The organism is Brevibacillus fortis, assembly GCF_046196545.1.
GTDB classification, from domain to species: domain Bacteria; phylum Bacillota; class Bacilli; order Brevibacillales; family Brevibacillaceae; genus Brevibacillus; species Brevibacillus fortis_A.
In genome coordinates this window covers 1,623,953-1,638,793 of the sequence record NZ_CP176370.1, presented here as the reverse complement: position 1 = coordinate 1,638,793, position 14,841 = coordinate 1,623,953, and the positions used below count along the sequence as shown (strand labels likewise).

Genomic DNA, 14,841 nt, shown 5'->3' with positions numbered 1-14,841 from the left:
TAGCAAAATGGGAAATTTCACCTGACGTCGAGCCCTTCTTCTATGCCCGAATATACCTAGCGAATCGATTTATATGCGTGGACGCGTCCTGTTTGTCGGAATGGCTGCTAGCGGATCATCCGGCCAATAATGCTTGGGATAACGTCCCTTCAAATCTTTTTTCACATCAAAATACGCATGTGCCCAAAAGCTCGCCAAGTCCCGTGTCACTTGTACCGGACGATGAGCCGGCGACAGCAGGTGCAATGTCAGTGGTACTCTTCCTCTGCCTATTCTTGGAGAGTCTTGCCAACCAAACAACTCCTGTAGCCGGACCGAAAGCACCGGTGCCGCTGAATCGCTGTAATCGACAGGAATTTTGGAACCGCTCGGGACGATCACATGAGTCGGAGCGAATTCGTCTAGTTGTCTGCGCTGCTCCCATGACAGCATACTCTCTAGTAGCGTAGTCACTGACAGCGAATGCAGGTCTTCCTTTCTTTTGAAACCATACACATGGGGAGCGAGCCATTCCTCCAAGGAAGCAAGCAGTGCCTCATCTTCCACATTCGGCCAGCCTTCCTCCAGACGATGCATAAACAACAAACGCTCCCGATACTGTCTCGCCTGCCGATTCCACGGCAAAATCTCCAAGCCTTCTTCCTTTATTCCGTCTAAAAACGCTGTTAACACCTCATCTGGCAAAGCCTCCGCAGGTATATCCGCCAACAGGATCGCCCCCAAGCGCTTTTGCTTGCGGCTGCGAACTGCCCCTGCTGTATGCTCCCACCATACGTTCATTCGTTCGGTAATTTGCATCGCGCAATCATTCAACAGCTCGCCTTCTTCCACGCTAGCCGCCAGTAATATCCGACTATCTGCACCTTGGTCATCGAGTTCTGCTGCCACAATATACGGCGAAGCAGCCAGTGGTTGCTGCACGGAAAAAGCCGCCCCACGCCCATTGCGAAGCAAATAACGTCCATCTGCCCTTCGCTGGGCAATCCGGTCTGGGTACGCAAACGCCAGCAGTCTTCCCGTCGCTTCTGTACGAGTGGAAGTGTCACTAGGCTTGTTGTTTATCCATACCCGTTTGAAGTGAGCGGCCTCCTTCCAAAGTCTTCTGCATGCTCCTACATCAATCGGAAGCTCCCCTGCACCACTCTGTTTGTTTGCTACCTGGCGAAGCAGTTCAACACGGGTGCGCATATCTGCATCTGCTGAAGCTTGGCGGCCCCTCACAATATCTCGTTCTTCCAAGAGGACAGCCAGCTCGCAAGCCAGTTCGCCTTCCCCCAGCTCATTCGATTTCTGAATCATGTGGCCCAATCTCGGATGCCCACCCATCCCAGCCAGCACTCGTCCATGTGGTGTGATCTGCTTCCGCTCATCTAATGCTCCTAGCTGAAGCAGCAGCTCTTGAGCCTGTGCCATCGCTGGCTTCGGCGGGGGATTCAGCCAATCCAGCTCGTCCGACGATCCGACACCCCACAGAGCCAGCTCCAAAGCGAGCACAGCCAGATCCGCTTCCATGATTTCAGGTGCCTGCTGTGGAATGAGCATGCGATCTTCTTGCTCTGTCCACAGTCGAAAGCAGACCCCGGGTGAAAGACGTCCAGCCCTTCCTCGACGTTGGTCAGCAGATGCTTTCGATACCTTTGCAGTCTCCAGTCTCGTCATCCCTGTTCGTGGAGAAAAGCGCGGGACCCGTTTTAATCCACTATCAATCACGATGCGCACTCCCTCGACAGTCAAGCTCGTCTCGGCAATAGTGGTAGCGAGGACAATTTTGCGCTCCCCTGTTTTCCCGGGCTGGATCGCCTTATCTTGTTCCTCCTGTGACAAATTTCCGTAAAGAGGCGCAATCCGTAATTTCGTGCCCACACCGCTTTGTTCTAGCAACTCTTGCACCCGGTGAATTTCTTTGGCTCCCGGTAAAAAGACGAGCATATCTCCCTCTTCACGTCTCAATGCTTGGAAGATCATCTGGACAACCGCTTCCTCCAGACGCCCCTCTATCGGGGAAGGCAAAAAGTGCGTCTCCACCGGAAACATCCTGCCTTTACTACTGACAACGGGAGCATCCCCCAGCAAGGCTGATACGGGCTCGGCATCGAGCGTAGCGGACATCACGAGAATTCGCAGGTCTTCCCGAAACAAGCTTTGTGCCTGAAGACTGAGGGCCAGCCCTAAATCCGCGTGCAAATTCCGTTCGTGGAACTCGTCGAAAATAACAAGACCGACATCAGATAGCTCCGGATCATCCTGTAGCATTCTCGTTAAAATTCCTTCTGTAATCACTTCAATCCGTGTGTCTGGACCTACTCTTGATTCACGCTTGACCCGGTATCCGACCGATTGCCCAACTTCTTCCCCCAGCAAGGCAGCCATGTAGGCAGCAGCTTGACGTGCGGCCAGTCGGCGTGGGACCAGCATGACAATTCGTCGATTTTGTAACCAAGCTTCTTCACGCAAGGCCAGTGGTACCCGCGTCGTCTTTCCCGCACCCGGAGCAGCGACCAACACTGCGTTTGTCTCTTGGCGCAGCGTGTCTACCAGCTCTGGCAATACTTCATTTATCGGTAATGCATTCATGTTTTCACCTCATACGAGCAATCATCCCTATTCATCATACACGATACAGGGATGTAAGATGAGTGTGGATCGCAAACGAAATGACTGAATAATCATTCAATAGTATAATGATTCCATCACTATGGGAGGTGTGCGGTATGATTCACATTCATCATCATGAAGACGTGGCATGTCTGGAAGGGATTGTTCGTGTAGGGGATTGGGAATCAGGGATTACTGTTTATGTGACGGATGGCATGCTAGTTGATACTGGCCCGAAAGTACTCGAGCAAGCTCTCGTTCACAGGTTTCAGGAGGCCTTGTTTGATTCGGTCGTCTTGACGCACAGCCATGAAGACCATGTCGGTACCGCCTCGTGGATTGCCCAGCACAAGCAGGTTCCTCTTTTCATTCACGAAAAAGGTGTGGACATTTGCTCCCAAAAAGCACAGTACCCTTTCTACCGAAAGCTTACTTGGGGGATTCGCGATCCATTTGTGGCTCAACCTTTGGGGGACATCCATTACTCTCGCTCCATCGGATGGAAAGTGCTTTATACCCCCGGCCATGCCCATGATCATGTCGCCTTGCTGGACGAAAGGACCGGGCGCTTGTTCTGCGGTGATCTTTTTATGGGTGTGAAAACGAAGGTCATTTTACGAGAAGAATCAATTCCCACCTTGATGAATTCCCTTCGTACTGTGCTGGCTTGTGACTTCAAGTCGATCTTTTGCGCCCATTCCGGCTATCATCCAGACGGGAAAATACGCTTGCAGCAAAAGCTGGAGCATTTGGAGAATCTGTCTGGGGAAATCCTGCATTTGCATAGCCAAGGGCTTTCTCCCCATGAAATAAACAAGCAACTGTTTCCTTCTAAACCGCCGATCATCGCGGCTTCGTCTGGCGAGTTTGACTCACTCTATATCGTCACATCTGTTCTTGCAGAACGCCTTCCTTTTCCAGCGCCGGATAGTATACTAGAAGGATAATCCTTACAATTTCATAGAAAAAAGAGAGGAGAACATATGAAATTCATCACAGTGTTACTTGCACTCATTCTGGGATTATCTGGTGTTTATCCTGCGGTTTCTCATGCTGCGCCGAAATTTAATGATGTCGATCCCAAGAAATACGGTTGGGCTATGAATTCGATCTCCTTCATGGTAGATAAGGGTGTGGTGAGCGGTTATCCTGACGGTCGCTTCCAGCCTGAAAGATTGGTAGACAAAGCAGAAATGACCGTCATGATCTATCGCCTGTTTGATCGTTACAGACCGTATAAAGCTAACCAAAAGACAGATTACAGCGACTATCGCATCGAGCGATTTGCCGACGTGCCCAAAAATCACTGGGCGTACACGGAGATCAGCTCGATCGTCACAAGAGACTGGTGGAACGCTGTCCGCTATTCGTCCAACGGCTACTTTTTTTTCCCAGACACGAAACTAAATCGAATTGGTGCGGCAAACGTCTTGCCCGTCTTTATGTTAGAAAACCAAGACATTCCAGCGGCAGAAGTCTTGCAAATCCTTTCTGCCATGCGGGATATTCCCATCGTCCTGAGTCCGTATTCGCTTGACCCAAACTCGCCTGAAGACTTTTTCCAGGAGGATGGTAGGTACAACGAAGATGGGAGAGACCAAACGAACATCCTGTATCCGCTTCTCTTTGGCCAAGATGGCGATGAAATCTTGTTTACGGATGACTACAGCGGAATCCTCGGAACCAATCTCGCCCTCTTACAAAAAACAGGGATCATGACTGCATGGAACGGCAAGTTCGAGGGTGGAGAAATGCTGACTCGCGCGGAAGCTGTCACTATTTTGCACAGATTTTATAACTATTTGAAACAAACAGGGACACTCCAACAATACTCGAGCAAGTGAAAAAAACTGTAGAAAGGAATGAAGTGATATGGCAATCAAAAAACTGGAGCATGTGGGTTTGATGGTAAAAGATTTGGAGGCATCGATTGCCTTTTACACCGAAGTCATTGGGATGGAGCTAAAAGGAAAGCTTGCTCATTCCAACGGAGTCATTACCCTTGCTTTTCTTGGATTTCCGGGAAGCACAGAGACAGAGCTGGAGCTCATTCACGGATACAGCGATTCGTTGCCGGTAGAGGGCAAGGTTCACCACCTTGCGTTTGCTGTGGACAACCTCGAATCCGAAATCGAACGTTTAAAGCAGTTGCATGTATCCTTTATCGATCAGGAAATAACCACGCTGCCGAACGGCTCGCGTTATATGTTCTTCAAAGGTCCGGATGGGGAGTGGCTGGAGCTGTTTGAAAGCACAAGAACGTAGAGGGAAAAGATTCGCCTTTTCCTTCTACGCCCCCTCTTCTTCTATTCTACTTTGATCTCTTTTCTACGTCCCATATACCACTGATAAAACCTTTCCGCCAACTCAATCGGCACATCTGTTACCCCTTTATGACTCACTGGTTTGGCGCGATTGACCATTTTAATAGAAGCGAGACCTAACTGCTTTTGGAGAATATCTCTTTTGACGTTGACCTCAATAATCTTTTCCCGTTTGGAGACAAATAACGTTGTGGTTAAGCTCCCTGTTTGAAACTGGATGAAGTAATCATTCAAGGTGTATCTCGTGTTGTAGAATTCAATGACCTCGAAGACCAGAACGAAGAGTGTCAAAGCAATGGATATGATCCACCATGCTTGCTCCCATCCCCAAATATTCGGCTTGAAGTAGTAAAGTGCACCTGTTCCTATGATCCAAATCCAGCAGGATCTGACCAAGCGAACCCATAACGATTTGATTGGGAGACTCGTCATTTCTTCCGTCAATTCATACGCAGGCAATATTTCTGATATCATCTCATACGCACGTTTTACCGGTAAAAATGGATAGAGTGAGCTGACATCCTGTTTATCTTTATCCGAGTCACTATCCCCGCCGACAACCGTCAGCTTGACTTCGGCGAGACCCAGCATGCGCTTTAACAAGGATTGCTTGATTTTAATTGCCTGCACTCTCTCTTTTGCAATCGAAAAAGCTGTTTCTTCTATGACTCCTTTGGCAATGTAAATCCGCTCGTGGTCGGACGAAATCTCATATTTTCCGTAACGAATGTAGGTCGTGACCATACCGAATACGATGGATAGGACGAGAAGTCCAATGGCTGTCAGCGTGATCAATGTCCACGAGCTCGTAATCAGCGAATAAATACCTACTACCTGCTCCTCCACGTCGATATATTCGGTGATCTTGAAATACGCCCATACCAGTAACGTAATCATCCCGAGGAAGCTGAGAGAAGTGAAGGAAGCCTTGATAATCTCTTTTTTCGTTGGCGTAAAGTGAATGATTCGCTCAGGAGTGGTATACGGCGTACCGATTTCCTCCGAAGAGGTCACGTCTCCTTCTTTCCCTTCAGCTTCAGGCTCTTTCTCAATTCGCACAGCCTGTTTCGTGTAAGCCTCCAGTCGATCCGCTTCGTTTAGAGAAATCACCGCGAATTCCACGGTAGAATCATCCCCGACCATCCCTGTCTCAAACCGAATGGAAGTCACTTTAAAAATCCGATGCAGCAGCGTCGTATGTCGATTGACGTTTTGTATTTTGGCAAAGGGGATCGTTTGCTTTTTCTTCGTAAAAATTCCTTCGTAAAGATGGAACGACGTATCATCCAGCCTATACTTGTACGAAACCCATTTCAAAACAAGATAGACCAGCATCCCTACTACATAGATGTAAAACACAATTCGCCCGTACGTAATGAATGCGTTAGTCGAGTCACGATTGAACACAAATAGAATCAACGCAGGAAAAAACAGATGCTTTACTTGAGTAATGAGATCAAAAAGGATGTTTAGTAGATGGTATCGTTTTGCTTCCATCACTACTCCACTTCCTTTAATTTGGCGTAGTGTGCAATCTGCTCTCTTAATTGAGAAGCGACATCTCCCGGCAATCCTGGGATTTCGTGCAAGGTGCCCATTGTTTTTATCGAGATAGTGTACAGCCCGTATTTTCGTAAAATCGGTCCTTGTTTCGTTGAGACGGCTTGGATTTTTGTCATGGGAACCAGGAAATGTCTCTCTGTGATCACCCCGAATTTCAATTGCAAGAAATCTTCGTCGATATCATACCGCCAGCTTTTATATAAAAAATAAGGCTCGACAAAAGACCAAATCGCCGCGATCACACCGATCACGAACAATCCGTGCAGACCCCATCCAATCCAATCCTTCCAGGCAAAACGATCATCTAGATAATAGAGGACGGCCAAAATAACAAACCCGATTCCTACCGTAATCCCCTCGGTAATAAGCTGTACTTTGAACGCATCCTTGGACAAGCTTTTTTGCGGTGCGCTGATTGGAGATGGCATATCATCACTCCTGTATGTTAATTACGCTATCAAATCGCTCTTTATTTCATACGTAAAACATTTCGCCCGGTTTCTACGGACGAATCGCCAATTTTTCATGCAGCAAACGAATACTCTTATGCCGTTCGAATCATACTAAATAATGGAGAAAACGGCTTGTAAAAATTATCACATTATAATCATTATAAAAAACTTGACTTACTGAATCATTTATTAAATAATAATCATTGTAAATTATATTCAAGCATGCCTCGTTACGCATGTCCTGAATATGTACTATACAAATAACATATAAAGGAGCTAACACTATGTCACTCATCGGAACTGAAGTATTGCCTTTTAAAGCACAAGCATTCCAAAAAGGTAAATTCCTCGAAGTAACAGAAGCGAACTTCAAAGGTCAATGGAGCGTAGTTTGCTTCTACCCAGCAGACTTTACATTCGTATGCCCTACTGAACTCGAAGATCTGCAAAACCAATATGCAACTTTGAAAGAACTCGGTGTTGAAGTATACTCCGTTTCTACAGATACTCACTTCACTCATAAAGCATGGCACTCCAGCTCTGAAGCAATCGGTAAAGTAGAATACATCATGATCGGCGATCCTTCCCATGTTATCTCCCGCAACTTCGATGTATTGATCGAAGCTGAAGGTCTGGCAGATCGCGGTACATTCATCATCGACCCAGACGGTGTAGTTCAAGCTGTTGAGATTACTGCAGGTGGCATTGGCCGTGATGCAAGTGCTCTGATCAACAAAATCAAAGCGGCACAATATGTTCGCAACAATCCAGGTGAAGTTTGCCCAGCTAAATGGCAAGAAGGTGGCAAAACACTGAAACCAAGCCTTGATCTCGTAGGCAAAATTTAAGGTGTGATATAAAATGGCCCTTGACCAAGAAATCAAAGCGCAACTAGAACAATATCTCGAGCTCTTGGAAGGCGATATTGTACTCAAAGTCAGTGCAGGCACCGATGAGGCATCCTCTGAGATGCTTGCACTGATTGATGAGTTAGCCAGCATGTCTTTGAAGATCAGTGTGGAGAAAGCTACACTCACTCGCACACCTAGCTTTAGCGTAAACCGTGTCGGTGAAGATACTGGCGTCGTTTTTGCTGGTACTCCACTGGGTCACGAATTTACTTCTTTGGTATTGGCTCTCTTGCAAGTTAGCGGAAGAGCTCCAAAGGTCGAGCAAAGTGTCATTGATCAAATCAAAGACCTTCGTGGTGAATATAAGTTCGAATCTTACATCAGCTTGAGTTGCCACAATTGTCCAGATGTTGTCCAAGCTCTGAACTTGATGAGTATCTTCAATCCTGGTATTACTCATACAATGATTGACGGTGCCGTATTCAAGGACGAGGTAGAGAGCAAAAACGTGATGGCTGTGCCAAGCGTTTACCTCAATGGTGAATTTTTCGAAAGCGGCCGTATGACTGTGGAAGAGATTCTTGCCAAGCTGGGTTCTGCTCCGGATGCATCCGAGTTTGACAATAAAGACCCTTATGATGTGCTTGTTGTTGGCGGTGGCCCAGCAGGTGCAAGTGCGGCGATCTATGCAGCACGCAAAGGGATTCGTACTGGTCTCGTTGCTGAACGCCTTGGCGGTCAAGTCAATGACACATTGGGCATTGAGAACTTCATCAGTGTGAAATACATTGAAGGTCCTCAGCTCGCAGCCAACCTGGAAAAGCAAGTGAAAGAGTATGGCATTGATGTCATGAAACTGCAACGTGCCAAGCGCTTAGAGAAGAAGGATCTGATCGAAATTGAACTCGAAAACGGCGCTGTTCTGAAGAGTAAGACAGTCATCTTGTCGACAGGTGCTCGTTGGCGGAATCTGGGTGTACCAGGTGAAGCAGAGTTCAAGAACAAGGGTGTAGCTTATTGCCCTCACTGCGATGGTCCTTTGTTCATAGGCAAAGATGTCGCAGTTGTTGGCGGCGGTAATTCAGGTGTGGAAGCAGCGATTGATCTCGCAGGTATTGTGAAGCATGTAACGGTTCTGGAATTCTCGCCAGAGCTGAAAGCTGACGCGGTATTGCAAGATCGTCTCTACAGTCTGCCAAACGTCACTGTACTCAAAAACGTTCAAACCAAAGAAATTACGGGTACGGATAAAGTAAACGGCATTTCTTACATCGAACGTGAGACAGGTGAAACCAAGCACATTGAATTGCAAGGTGTGTTTGTACAGATCGGTCTTGTACCGAATACAGATTGGTTGGGCGACACGATTGAGCGCACTCGCTTTGGTGAGATCGTGGTAGACAGCCATGGTTCTACAAACATCCCTGGTGTTTTTGCTGCCGGTGACTGCACGAATAGTGCTTATAAGCAGATCATCATTTCGATGGGATCTGGTGCTACTGCGGCTTTGGGAGCTTTCGATTATCTCATCCGCAACTAAAAACAAAGCCACTCCTCTTCAAGGGAGTGGCTTTGTTCATTTATTCGGTTATGGGGAACCCACGTTGATAAACGGAGTAGCTCCACCGGTTACGTTCGGCAGCTTTCCATCCCATTTGCGGATCGCTTCGAGTTGCGCCTCAATCTGTCTGAGCTGAATCAGCTCTGGCGTAACCTCTTGCTTTTGCAGGCGCAGTGCTTGTGCCTGTGCTTCTGCCCTCGTGATTTCTTGCTCTTTCTCGATCTTGATTCTCTCTAAGTCCAGCTTTGATTTGAGCGCTTGCTGCTCGGCCACCTGCTTGGATTCAATGGCGCGGTTGAATTCATCACTGAAGGTAAACTCGCGAATATTGATTTCATCGAGGATAATGTTATAGTTTGACAGCTTTTTATGCAGGACTTCTTTTACCTTTTGGCTGACCTCGGAACGCTTGGATACCAGTTCTTCTGCTGTGTATTGAGCGGTCACGGCTTTAAATGATTCGGCAATCGCAGGATCAACAATTCGGCTATTGTACTCCAATCCCACTTGCTGATACAGTTTATTGACATTTTCTGCATCCAAATGATGGTTAACAGCAATCGTCGTGGATACGGTTTGCAGGTCACGTGAAGCGGAAGTCTGGCTCATTTCTGATTTTTGTACTCGCACTTCCATCGGGACTACCGTTTGGATAAACGGAATTTTAAAATGCATGCCCTCTTGCAGCACTTTTGGCTGTACCGCTCCCAGTTGCAGCACAACTCCACTATGCCCTGCGGAAATAATCGTAAAGGATTGAGTGCCAAGCAAGACCAACGCGACCAGTATCACAATCGTTGCGATCAGCTTTCCTCCTGCTTGAAAGGGACTCATTTTTACAACATTTTTGTCGCTCATACTCGTCCTCCCTCTATCTATACATGCTCATTCATTTATACGAGGGAGTGGGCTGTAAGTTTCAAGAAATTTATGAAAAATACATGTCATGAACGCTCAGCTTTCGATGCTTCTAAAAGAACGTGTGCCATTCGCTCTGCCTCGATTTTGCATAACTCAAATTCAACTTCACCAGATACATGCGAAATCAATTGAATGACTTCCTCACACCCATGATTGCATATTAAAAACTGTCCCCACCGCACTTCCGAACGTGGTACTTTGCGGGCGGAAAAGCCGCTTTGAAAGCCTCCAAGACTCATATCATTGCATCTCCTATCCAAAAAACAAATCTACAATATTCATCGTTGACGAAGAATTTCGTTTATACATTTCACTATAACCGCAATTCACGCAACTGATTACATCATATACCTGATACTGAACATTTAACATGCGCGATAAGCCACCGCCTGTAGCTGACATCTGTGTCACAGTTGTACGCGTGCATCCGCATTTTATACATCCTCTTCGTCCACTGTTACGATCTGACAAAGCTCTCCCTTGCCTTGTACACCTGCACTGGTTGTTTTGATCCAGATTTTCGTTGCATATTCCGCATGCCCCCAACATCTTACCACCTCAACTCATTCGATTAGCTACAGCCCCCCTCATCATACCCTTTATTTGGAAAAGGAGGCAAAGAAGATTGTTGAAGGAACTCCCCTTTCTCACTACTATAGAGACAAGAAGGGAGATGATTCATATGCTAGACCCTTATGTTCGAAGAGCCGAATGCGGCTCTGAGCAAAGAGTTCCCCTTTCTCTTGGTTCAGAGCCTTACCCATATTGAGTTGAGGATCTCTTTGCTCATCTATATACGCACATCACGCTATATAGACAGGAGCAAAGCACATGAAATACAAAAATGCACAAGACCTATTGCCAGACGATCTGCTGCGGCAAATTCAACATTATGTACAAGGAAGTTACTTGTACATCCCGATCCACCATGAAAACAAACGACAATGGGGCGCCTCCACAGACACAAAGCAATGGCTAAGCGAGCGCAATCAGGCGATTTGGCAGGCATATCACGAAGGGGCTTCTGTCAAAATGCTCGCCCAGAAACATTACTTGACCGAACACAGTATTCGGCGCATTATTCGTGGACATAAATGAGACAGAGAAAAGGTCGACCGTGTGTCTGTTACCCAATTGCGTTAGACTCCTCTTTAAGATCAGCCGGTCAGGAGGGACAACGTATGAACCAGATTCACTTTCTCGACATTTCGTTTATGTACAATGGATCTGCACAGGTCATTACCCCGGTGCTGCTGCAGGATGAGCATGAAATGATCCTTGTGGACTGTGGTTATCCAGATTTTTTGCCACTGCTTCAGGAGGCCGCACACAAGCATCAGCTTACGCTCGACGACCTTACAAAGGTCATTGTGACACATCACGATATGGATCACGTCGGTTCTTTGGCAGCGTTAAAAAGAACCTATCCGCACCTCGAAATCATCGCCTACGAAGGCGAAGCACCGTACATCGCCGGACAAAAGACATCTTTGCGATTGGAGCAGGCGCAAGCAACACTAGACCATCTGTCGTCGGATGAAAAGCAGCACGCTAAGGAATTTATTCGCTTTTTGCAGTCCATCGAGCCCACTGCGGTTGATCGAACCGTAACGAATCACGAACGTCTGTCTTGGTGTGGCGGCATCGAGATCATTCACACACCCGGGCATATGCCGGGACATATTTCGTTGTATTTGATCGCAAGCAAAACGCTGATCGCCGGAGATGCTGTTGTGATTGAAAACGGTAGACTCGAAATCGCCAATCCGGCCTATACGCTGGATATGCAAGAAGCGATTCGCTCTGTCCGCCACTTACTCGAATATGACATCGAGCAGTTGATTTGCTATCACGGTGGAGCGTTTCAGGGGGACGTCAAGCAAGCGCTGCGGGAACTAATCCAAGCCTACGACCCGACCCGGGAGGTTTTGAACGGATGAAACAGAACAAATACGATGAGCAAGGTTTTTTCACCAAATACAGTCAAATGGCTCGTTCGGTTGAGGGACTGAACGCTGCGGGAGAATGGCACGCGTTTCGGGAGCTACTGCCTTCCCTTCGCGGGAAAAAAGTGCTCGATCTAGGCTGTGGCTTCGGTTGGCACTGCCGATATGCGCGTGAGCAGCAGGCCCGCTCCGTTGTGGGTGTTGACCTTTCCGAAAAAATGCTGGCTCGTGCCAGAGAGACGACAACTGATCCCGCCATCGAGTATCTGCGTCTTCCGATTGAAGACATTGATTTTGCTTCAGAAGAATTCGACGTCGTCATCAGCTCCTTAGCCATCCATTATGTGGAGCGCTTTGACTTGCTTTGCCAACGTGTTTATCACTGTCTTGCTCCTGGAGGTGCCTTCGTTTTCTCCGTGGAGCATCCCGTCTTCACTGCCCTGGCTGAACAGGACTGGCATTACGGCCCTCAAGGCGAACGTTTGCACTGGCCAGTGGACAACTATCAGCAGGAAGGCATCCGGCAAACCACCTTTCTGGATCATGAAGTCGTCAAGTATCACCGAACGTTTTCGAGCTATATGAACGATCTCCTTGCTGCCGGATTTCACCTAACAAAAGTTGCTGAACCTGGTCCTCCTGAAGAAATGCTGGATATACCCGGGATGCGAGACGAAATCCGTCGGCCGATCTTCTTGTTGATCGCCGCCAGCAAACAAGCATCCTAACTGATAAAAAAAGCACCCCGTCCTCCACGTCATTTCCGTGTTTGGACGGGGTGCTCTGTTATTCCCCAACAGCCTCCAGATTTTTAAACTGGTTGTAAAACAATTGATAATAGGTACCTTTCTGCTCGATAAGTTCATCGTGACTGCCTTTTTCCACGATCTCTCCCCGATCCACAACCATAATCGTGTCGGCATCCCGAATCGTACCCAGCCTATGCGCAATCACAAAGCTCGTACGCCCCTCCATAATGGTGAGGAGCGCATCCTGGATATTTAGCTCTGTCCGTGTGTCGATGCTGCTTGTCGCCTCGTCGAGTATGAGCAGCGACGGCTTGGCGAGTATAACGCGGGCAATCGCCAAAAGCTGGCGTTGTCCCTGACTCAGGTTGCCCCCATTTTCCGTCAGCATCGTATCGTAACGCATCGGGAGCCTATTGATGAACACGTCCGCATTCGCCATTTTCGCAGCGGCTACTACTTCCGTATCTGTTGCATCCGGCTTGCCGTACATAATATTTTCCTTGATGGTACCCGAAAACAAGTACGTATCCTGCAAAACAAAGCCAAAGCTCCGCCGCAAGCTGTCCCGCGAATATTCTCGTATGTCTTTTCCGTCCAAATAAATCGTTCCTGAGGTCACATCGTAAAATCGCGTGAGCAAATTCACGATGGTGGTCTTGCCTGCACCCGTCGGTCCAACTAGCGCAATGGTGCTCCCTGCCTGTGCCTCGAAGCTGATATTTTTCAAAATCGGTTGATCCGGACGATAGCCGAAGCTGACCTGATCGAAAACGACGTGACCCTTGGGCTGTGCAAGCACAGTAGCACCCGGAGAATCCAATGGCTCCCCTTGTTCATCCAATACCTCAAACACACGCTCCGCGCCAGCAACACCGGATTGAAGCACATTGAAAATGTTCGCGAGGTCGTTCAACGGACGGACAAACTGTCGGGAATAACTGAGAAAGCTCGCAATCACACCTACTGTAATCAATCCTTTTACAGCGAGAACTCCTCCGACAATCGCTACCATGGCAAAGCCGAGGTTGTTAATCACGTTCATGATCGGCATGAGAAAGCCCGTCCAGACCTGTGCCTTCATCCCGACCTTGCAGAGCCGATCATTGATCGTCGTAAAGTCCTCAATGGCCTTTTGCTCATAATTGAAGGCCTGCACCACCTGAATGCCTGAAATCGTCTCTTCAATGTGCCCGTTCAGCTTGCCCAGCTCCATCTGCTGATTTTTGAAGAGTACACTCGTTCGTTTGGCAATCGTTCGTGTGAGCACAAACACAAGTGGCACCGTGATCAGACATGCGAGTGTCAGGATCGGGGACAAGACGAGCATCATCACCAGCGAACCTAGGAGCACGATCCCTCCTGACATCAACTGCGTTGTGGATTGAGAAATGGAGTTGCTGACGTTGTCGATATCATTCGTGAGCCTGCTCATTAACTCCCCGTGCGTACGCGAATCGAAATAAGCAATCGGCAGCTTTTGCAGCTTGTCAAAAAGAGTTTGCCTCAGATTCGTGACGATCCGTTGAGAGATGCCTGCCATCAACCAGCTTTGCAAAAACGTCAGTGCCCCATCCAAGATGTACGAGCCGAGCAAAGCAAGGATGATGATCGACAAAAAGCTAAGAGCTTCCTCGCCACCTGTCATCGCATCAATCGACTTTCCGATCAAATAAGGCGCAGACAGCATGAGTAGTGCATCGACAAAAACAATGACAAATACAATTGGCAGCAACTTTTTTTCTTTGCCAAAAGCTTGCCAGAGCCTTTTTAGCGTACCTGTAAAATTTTTGGGCTTACTCACTGGACCTCTGGCAGCACCATGTCCAAAGCCTCGGCCAGGTCTCGGTGAAAAGACAGGCTGTTGCTTCTGTTGACTCAC

The 14,841-nt window shown here is 47.8% G+C and carries 16 protein-coding genes; 8 read left to right on the top strand and 8 right to left on the bottom strand.

The features are described from left to right. Positions 1-69: 69 nt before the first annotated feature. Positions 70-2,574 carry an ATP-dependent helicase HrpB gene (gene hrpB / locus ACKKE8_RS08685; protein WP_409177815.1) on the bottom strand — a complete coding sequence of 835 codons (2,505 nt, stop codon included), beginning with the start codon at positions 2,572-2,574 and terminating at the stop codon, positions 70-72. Positions 2,575-2,711: 137 nt separating this feature from the next. On the opposite strand from hrpB, the gene ACKKE8_RS08680 reads away from it, so the two are divergent. From ACKKE8_RS08680 to ACKKE8_RS08670, 3 genes are read left to right on the top strand one after another with little or no spacing between them, the layout of a single operon-like run. Further along, complete coding sequence (locus tag ACKKE8_RS08680; protein WP_409177814.1) at positions 2,712-3,542, top strand: MBL fold metallo-hydrolase; 831 nt, start codon at positions 2,712-2,714, stop codon at positions 3,540-3,542. A gap of 36 nt (positions 3,543-3,578) precedes the next feature. Further along, positions 3,579-4,439 (top strand): S-layer homology domain-containing protein, encoded by an 861-nt coding sequence (locus tag ACKKE8_RS08675; RefSeq protein ID WP_409177813.1) that lies wholly within the window; start codon positions 3,579-3,581, stop codon positions 4,437-4,439. Positions 4,440-4,467: 28 nt separating this feature from the next. Continuing rightward, on the top strand, positions 4,468-4,860 hold the full coding sequence (locus tag ACKKE8_RS08670) for a VOC family protein (RefSeq protein ID WP_409177812.1): 393 nt from the start codon (positions 4,468-4,470) through the stop codon (positions 4,858-4,860). 41 nt (positions 4,861-4,901) lie between these two features. On the opposite strand, the gene ACKKE8_RS08665 is transcribed toward ACKKE8_RS08670, so the two are convergent. Both ACKKE8_RS08665 and ACKKE8_RS08660 read right to left on the bottom strand, forming a co-directional pair. Then, the gene (locus tag ACKKE8_RS08665; protein ID WP_409177811.1) at positions 4,902-6,416 is read right to left on the bottom strand and encodes a PH domain-containing protein; all 1,515 of its coding nucleotides are present in this window, start codon (positions 6,414-6,416) and stop codon (positions 4,902-4,904) included. 2 nt (positions 6,417-6,418) lie between these two features. Continuing rightward, positions 6,419-6,910: a PH domain-containing protein gene (locus ACKKE8_RS08660; protein ID WP_409177810.1), complete on the bottom strand. Its 492-nt coding sequence runs from the start codon at positions 6,908-6,910 to the stop codon at positions 6,419-6,421. A gap of 308 nt (positions 6,911-7,218) precedes the next feature. Here ACKKE8_RS08660 and ahpC point away from each other — a divergent pair, with 308 nt between their 5' ends. Beyond that, a complete protein-coding gene (ahpC, locus tag ACKKE8_RS08655) occupies positions 7,219-7,782 on the top strand; it encodes an alkyl hydroperoxide reductase subunit C (RefSeq protein WP_007727513.1) in 564 nt (187 codons plus the stop codon). Positions 7,783-7,795: 13 nt separating this feature from the next. Further along, positions 7,796-9,325 carry an alkyl hydroperoxide reductase subunit F gene (ahpF, locus tag ACKKE8_RS08650; protein ID WP_409177809.1) on the top strand — a complete coding sequence of 510 codons (1,530 nt, stop codon included), beginning with the start codon at positions 7,796-7,798 and terminating at the stop codon, positions 9,323-9,325. Between the two features lie 48 nt (positions 9,326-9,373). On the opposite strand, the gene ACKKE8_RS08645 is transcribed toward ahpF, so the two are convergent. The 4 genes from ACKKE8_RS08645 to ACKKE8_RS08630 all read right to left on the bottom strand — a co-directional run bounded on the left by ACKKE8_RS08645 (position 9,374) and on the right by ACKKE8_RS08630 (position 10,824). Further along, positions 9,374-10,204 (bottom strand): prohibitin family protein, encoded by an 831-nt coding sequence (locus ACKKE8_RS08645; protein WP_409177808.1) that lies wholly within the window; start codon positions 10,202-10,204, stop codon positions 9,374-9,376. An 86-nt stretch (positions 10,205-10,290) separates the two neighbouring features. Then, complete coding sequence (locus ACKKE8_RS08640) at positions 10,291-10,506, bottom strand: hypothetical protein (RefSeq protein ID WP_007727516.1); 216 nt, start codon at positions 10,504-10,506, stop codon at positions 10,291-10,293. 13 nt (positions 10,507-10,519) lie between these two features. Next, positions 10,520-10,669, bottom strand: a complete 150-nt coding sequence (locus ACKKE8_RS08635; protein WP_206767977.1) for a zinc ribbon domain-containing protein — start codon at positions 10,667-10,669, stop codon at positions 10,520-10,522. A gap of 32 nt (positions 10,670-10,701) precedes the next feature. Then, a complete protein-coding gene (locus tag ACKKE8_RS08630; protein WP_409177807.1) occupies positions 10,702-10,824 on the bottom strand; it encodes a hypothetical protein in 123 nt (40 codons plus the stop codon). 274 nt (positions 10,825-11,098) lie between these two features. Between ACKKE8_RS08630 and ACKKE8_RS08625 the strand changes: the two genes are divergently transcribed. From ACKKE8_RS08625 to ACKKE8_RS08615, 3 genes are all read left to right on the top strand, one after another. Continuing rightward, the gene (locus ACKKE8_RS08625; protein ID WP_409177806.1) at positions 11,099-11,365 is read left to right on the top strand and encodes a CD3324 family protein; all 267 of its coding nucleotides are present in this window, start codon (positions 11,099-11,101) and stop codon (positions 11,363-11,365) included. An 83-nt stretch (positions 11,366-11,448) separates the two neighbouring features. Continuing rightward, positions 11,449-12,207: an MBL fold metallo-hydrolase gene (locus ACKKE8_RS08620; protein WP_409177805.1), complete on the top strand. Its 759-nt coding sequence runs from the start codon at positions 11,449-11,451 to the stop codon at positions 12,205-12,207. Further along, positions 12,204-12,941 carry a class I SAM-dependent methyltransferase gene (locus ACKKE8_RS08615; RefSeq protein WP_409177804.1) on the top strand — a complete coding sequence of 246 codons (738 nt, stop codon included), beginning with the start codon at positions 12,204-12,206 and terminating at the stop codon, positions 12,939-12,941. The genes ACKKE8_RS08620 and ACKKE8_RS08615 overlap by 4 nt, the downstream gene beginning before the upstream one ends. 58 nt (positions 12,942-12,999) lie before the next feature. Here the strand turns inward: ACKKE8_RS08615 and ACKKE8_RS08610 are convergent, their stop codons facing one another. After that, a complete protein-coding gene (locus ACKKE8_RS08610) occupies positions 13,000-14,841 on the bottom strand; it encodes an ABC transporter ATP-binding protein (RefSeq protein WP_409177803.1) in 1,842 nt (613 codons plus the stop codon).

Bases quoted from the DNA above. Each gene is read 5' to 3' on its own strand.
- hrpB (WP_409177815.1), bottom strand. From the start codon at position 2,574: ATGAATGCATTACCGATAAATGAAGTATTGCCAGAGCTGGTAGACACG.
- ACKKE8_RS08680 (WP_409177814.1), top strand. From the start codon at position 2,712: ATGATTCACATTCATCATCATGAAGACGTGGCATGTCTGGAAGGGATT.
- ACKKE8_RS08675 (WP_409177813.1), top strand. From the start codon at position 3,579: ATGAAATTCATCACAGTGTTACTTGCACTCATTCTGGGATTATCTGGT.
- ACKKE8_RS08670 (WP_409177812.1), top strand. From the start codon at position 4,468: ATGGCAATCAAAAAACTGGAGCATGTGGGTTTGATGGTAAAAGATTTG.
- ACKKE8_RS08665 (WP_409177811.1), bottom strand. From the start codon at position 6,416: ATGGAAGCAAAACGATACCATCTACTAAACATCCTTTTTGATCTCATT.
- ACKKE8_RS08660 (WP_409177810.1), bottom strand. From the start codon at position 6,910: ATGCCATCTCCAATCAGCGCACCGCAAAAAAGCTTGTCCAAGGATGCG.
- ahpC (WP_007727513.1), top strand. From the start codon at position 7,219: ATGTCACTCATCGGAACTGAAGTATTGCCTTTTAAAGCACAAGCATTC.
- ahpF (WP_409177809.1), top strand. From the start codon at position 7,796: ATGGCCCTTGACCAAGAAATCAAAGCGCAACTAGAACAATATCTCGAG.
- ACKKE8_RS08645 (WP_409177808.1), bottom strand. From the start codon at position 10,204: ATGAGCGACAAAAATGTTGTAAAAATGAGTCCCTTTCAAGCAGGAGGA.
- ACKKE8_RS08640 (WP_007727516.1), bottom strand. From the start codon at position 10,506: ATGAGTCTTGGAGGCTTTCAAAGCGGCTTTTCCGCCCGCAAAGTACCA.
- ACKKE8_RS08635 (WP_206767977.1), bottom strand. From the start codon at position 10,669: ATGTCAGCTACAGGCGGTGGCTTATCGCGCATGTTAAATGTTCAGTAT.
- ACKKE8_RS08625 (WP_409177806.1), top strand. From the start codon at position 11,099: ATGAAATACAAAAATGCACAAGACCTATTGCCAGACGATCTGCTGCGG.
- ACKKE8_RS08620 (WP_409177805.1), top strand. From the start codon at position 11,449: ATGAACCAGATTCACTTTCTCGACATTTCGTTTATGTACAATGGATCT.
- ACKKE8_RS08615 (WP_409177804.1), top strand. From the start codon at position 12,204: ATGAAACAGAACAAATACGATGAGCAAGGTTTTTTCACCAAATACAGT.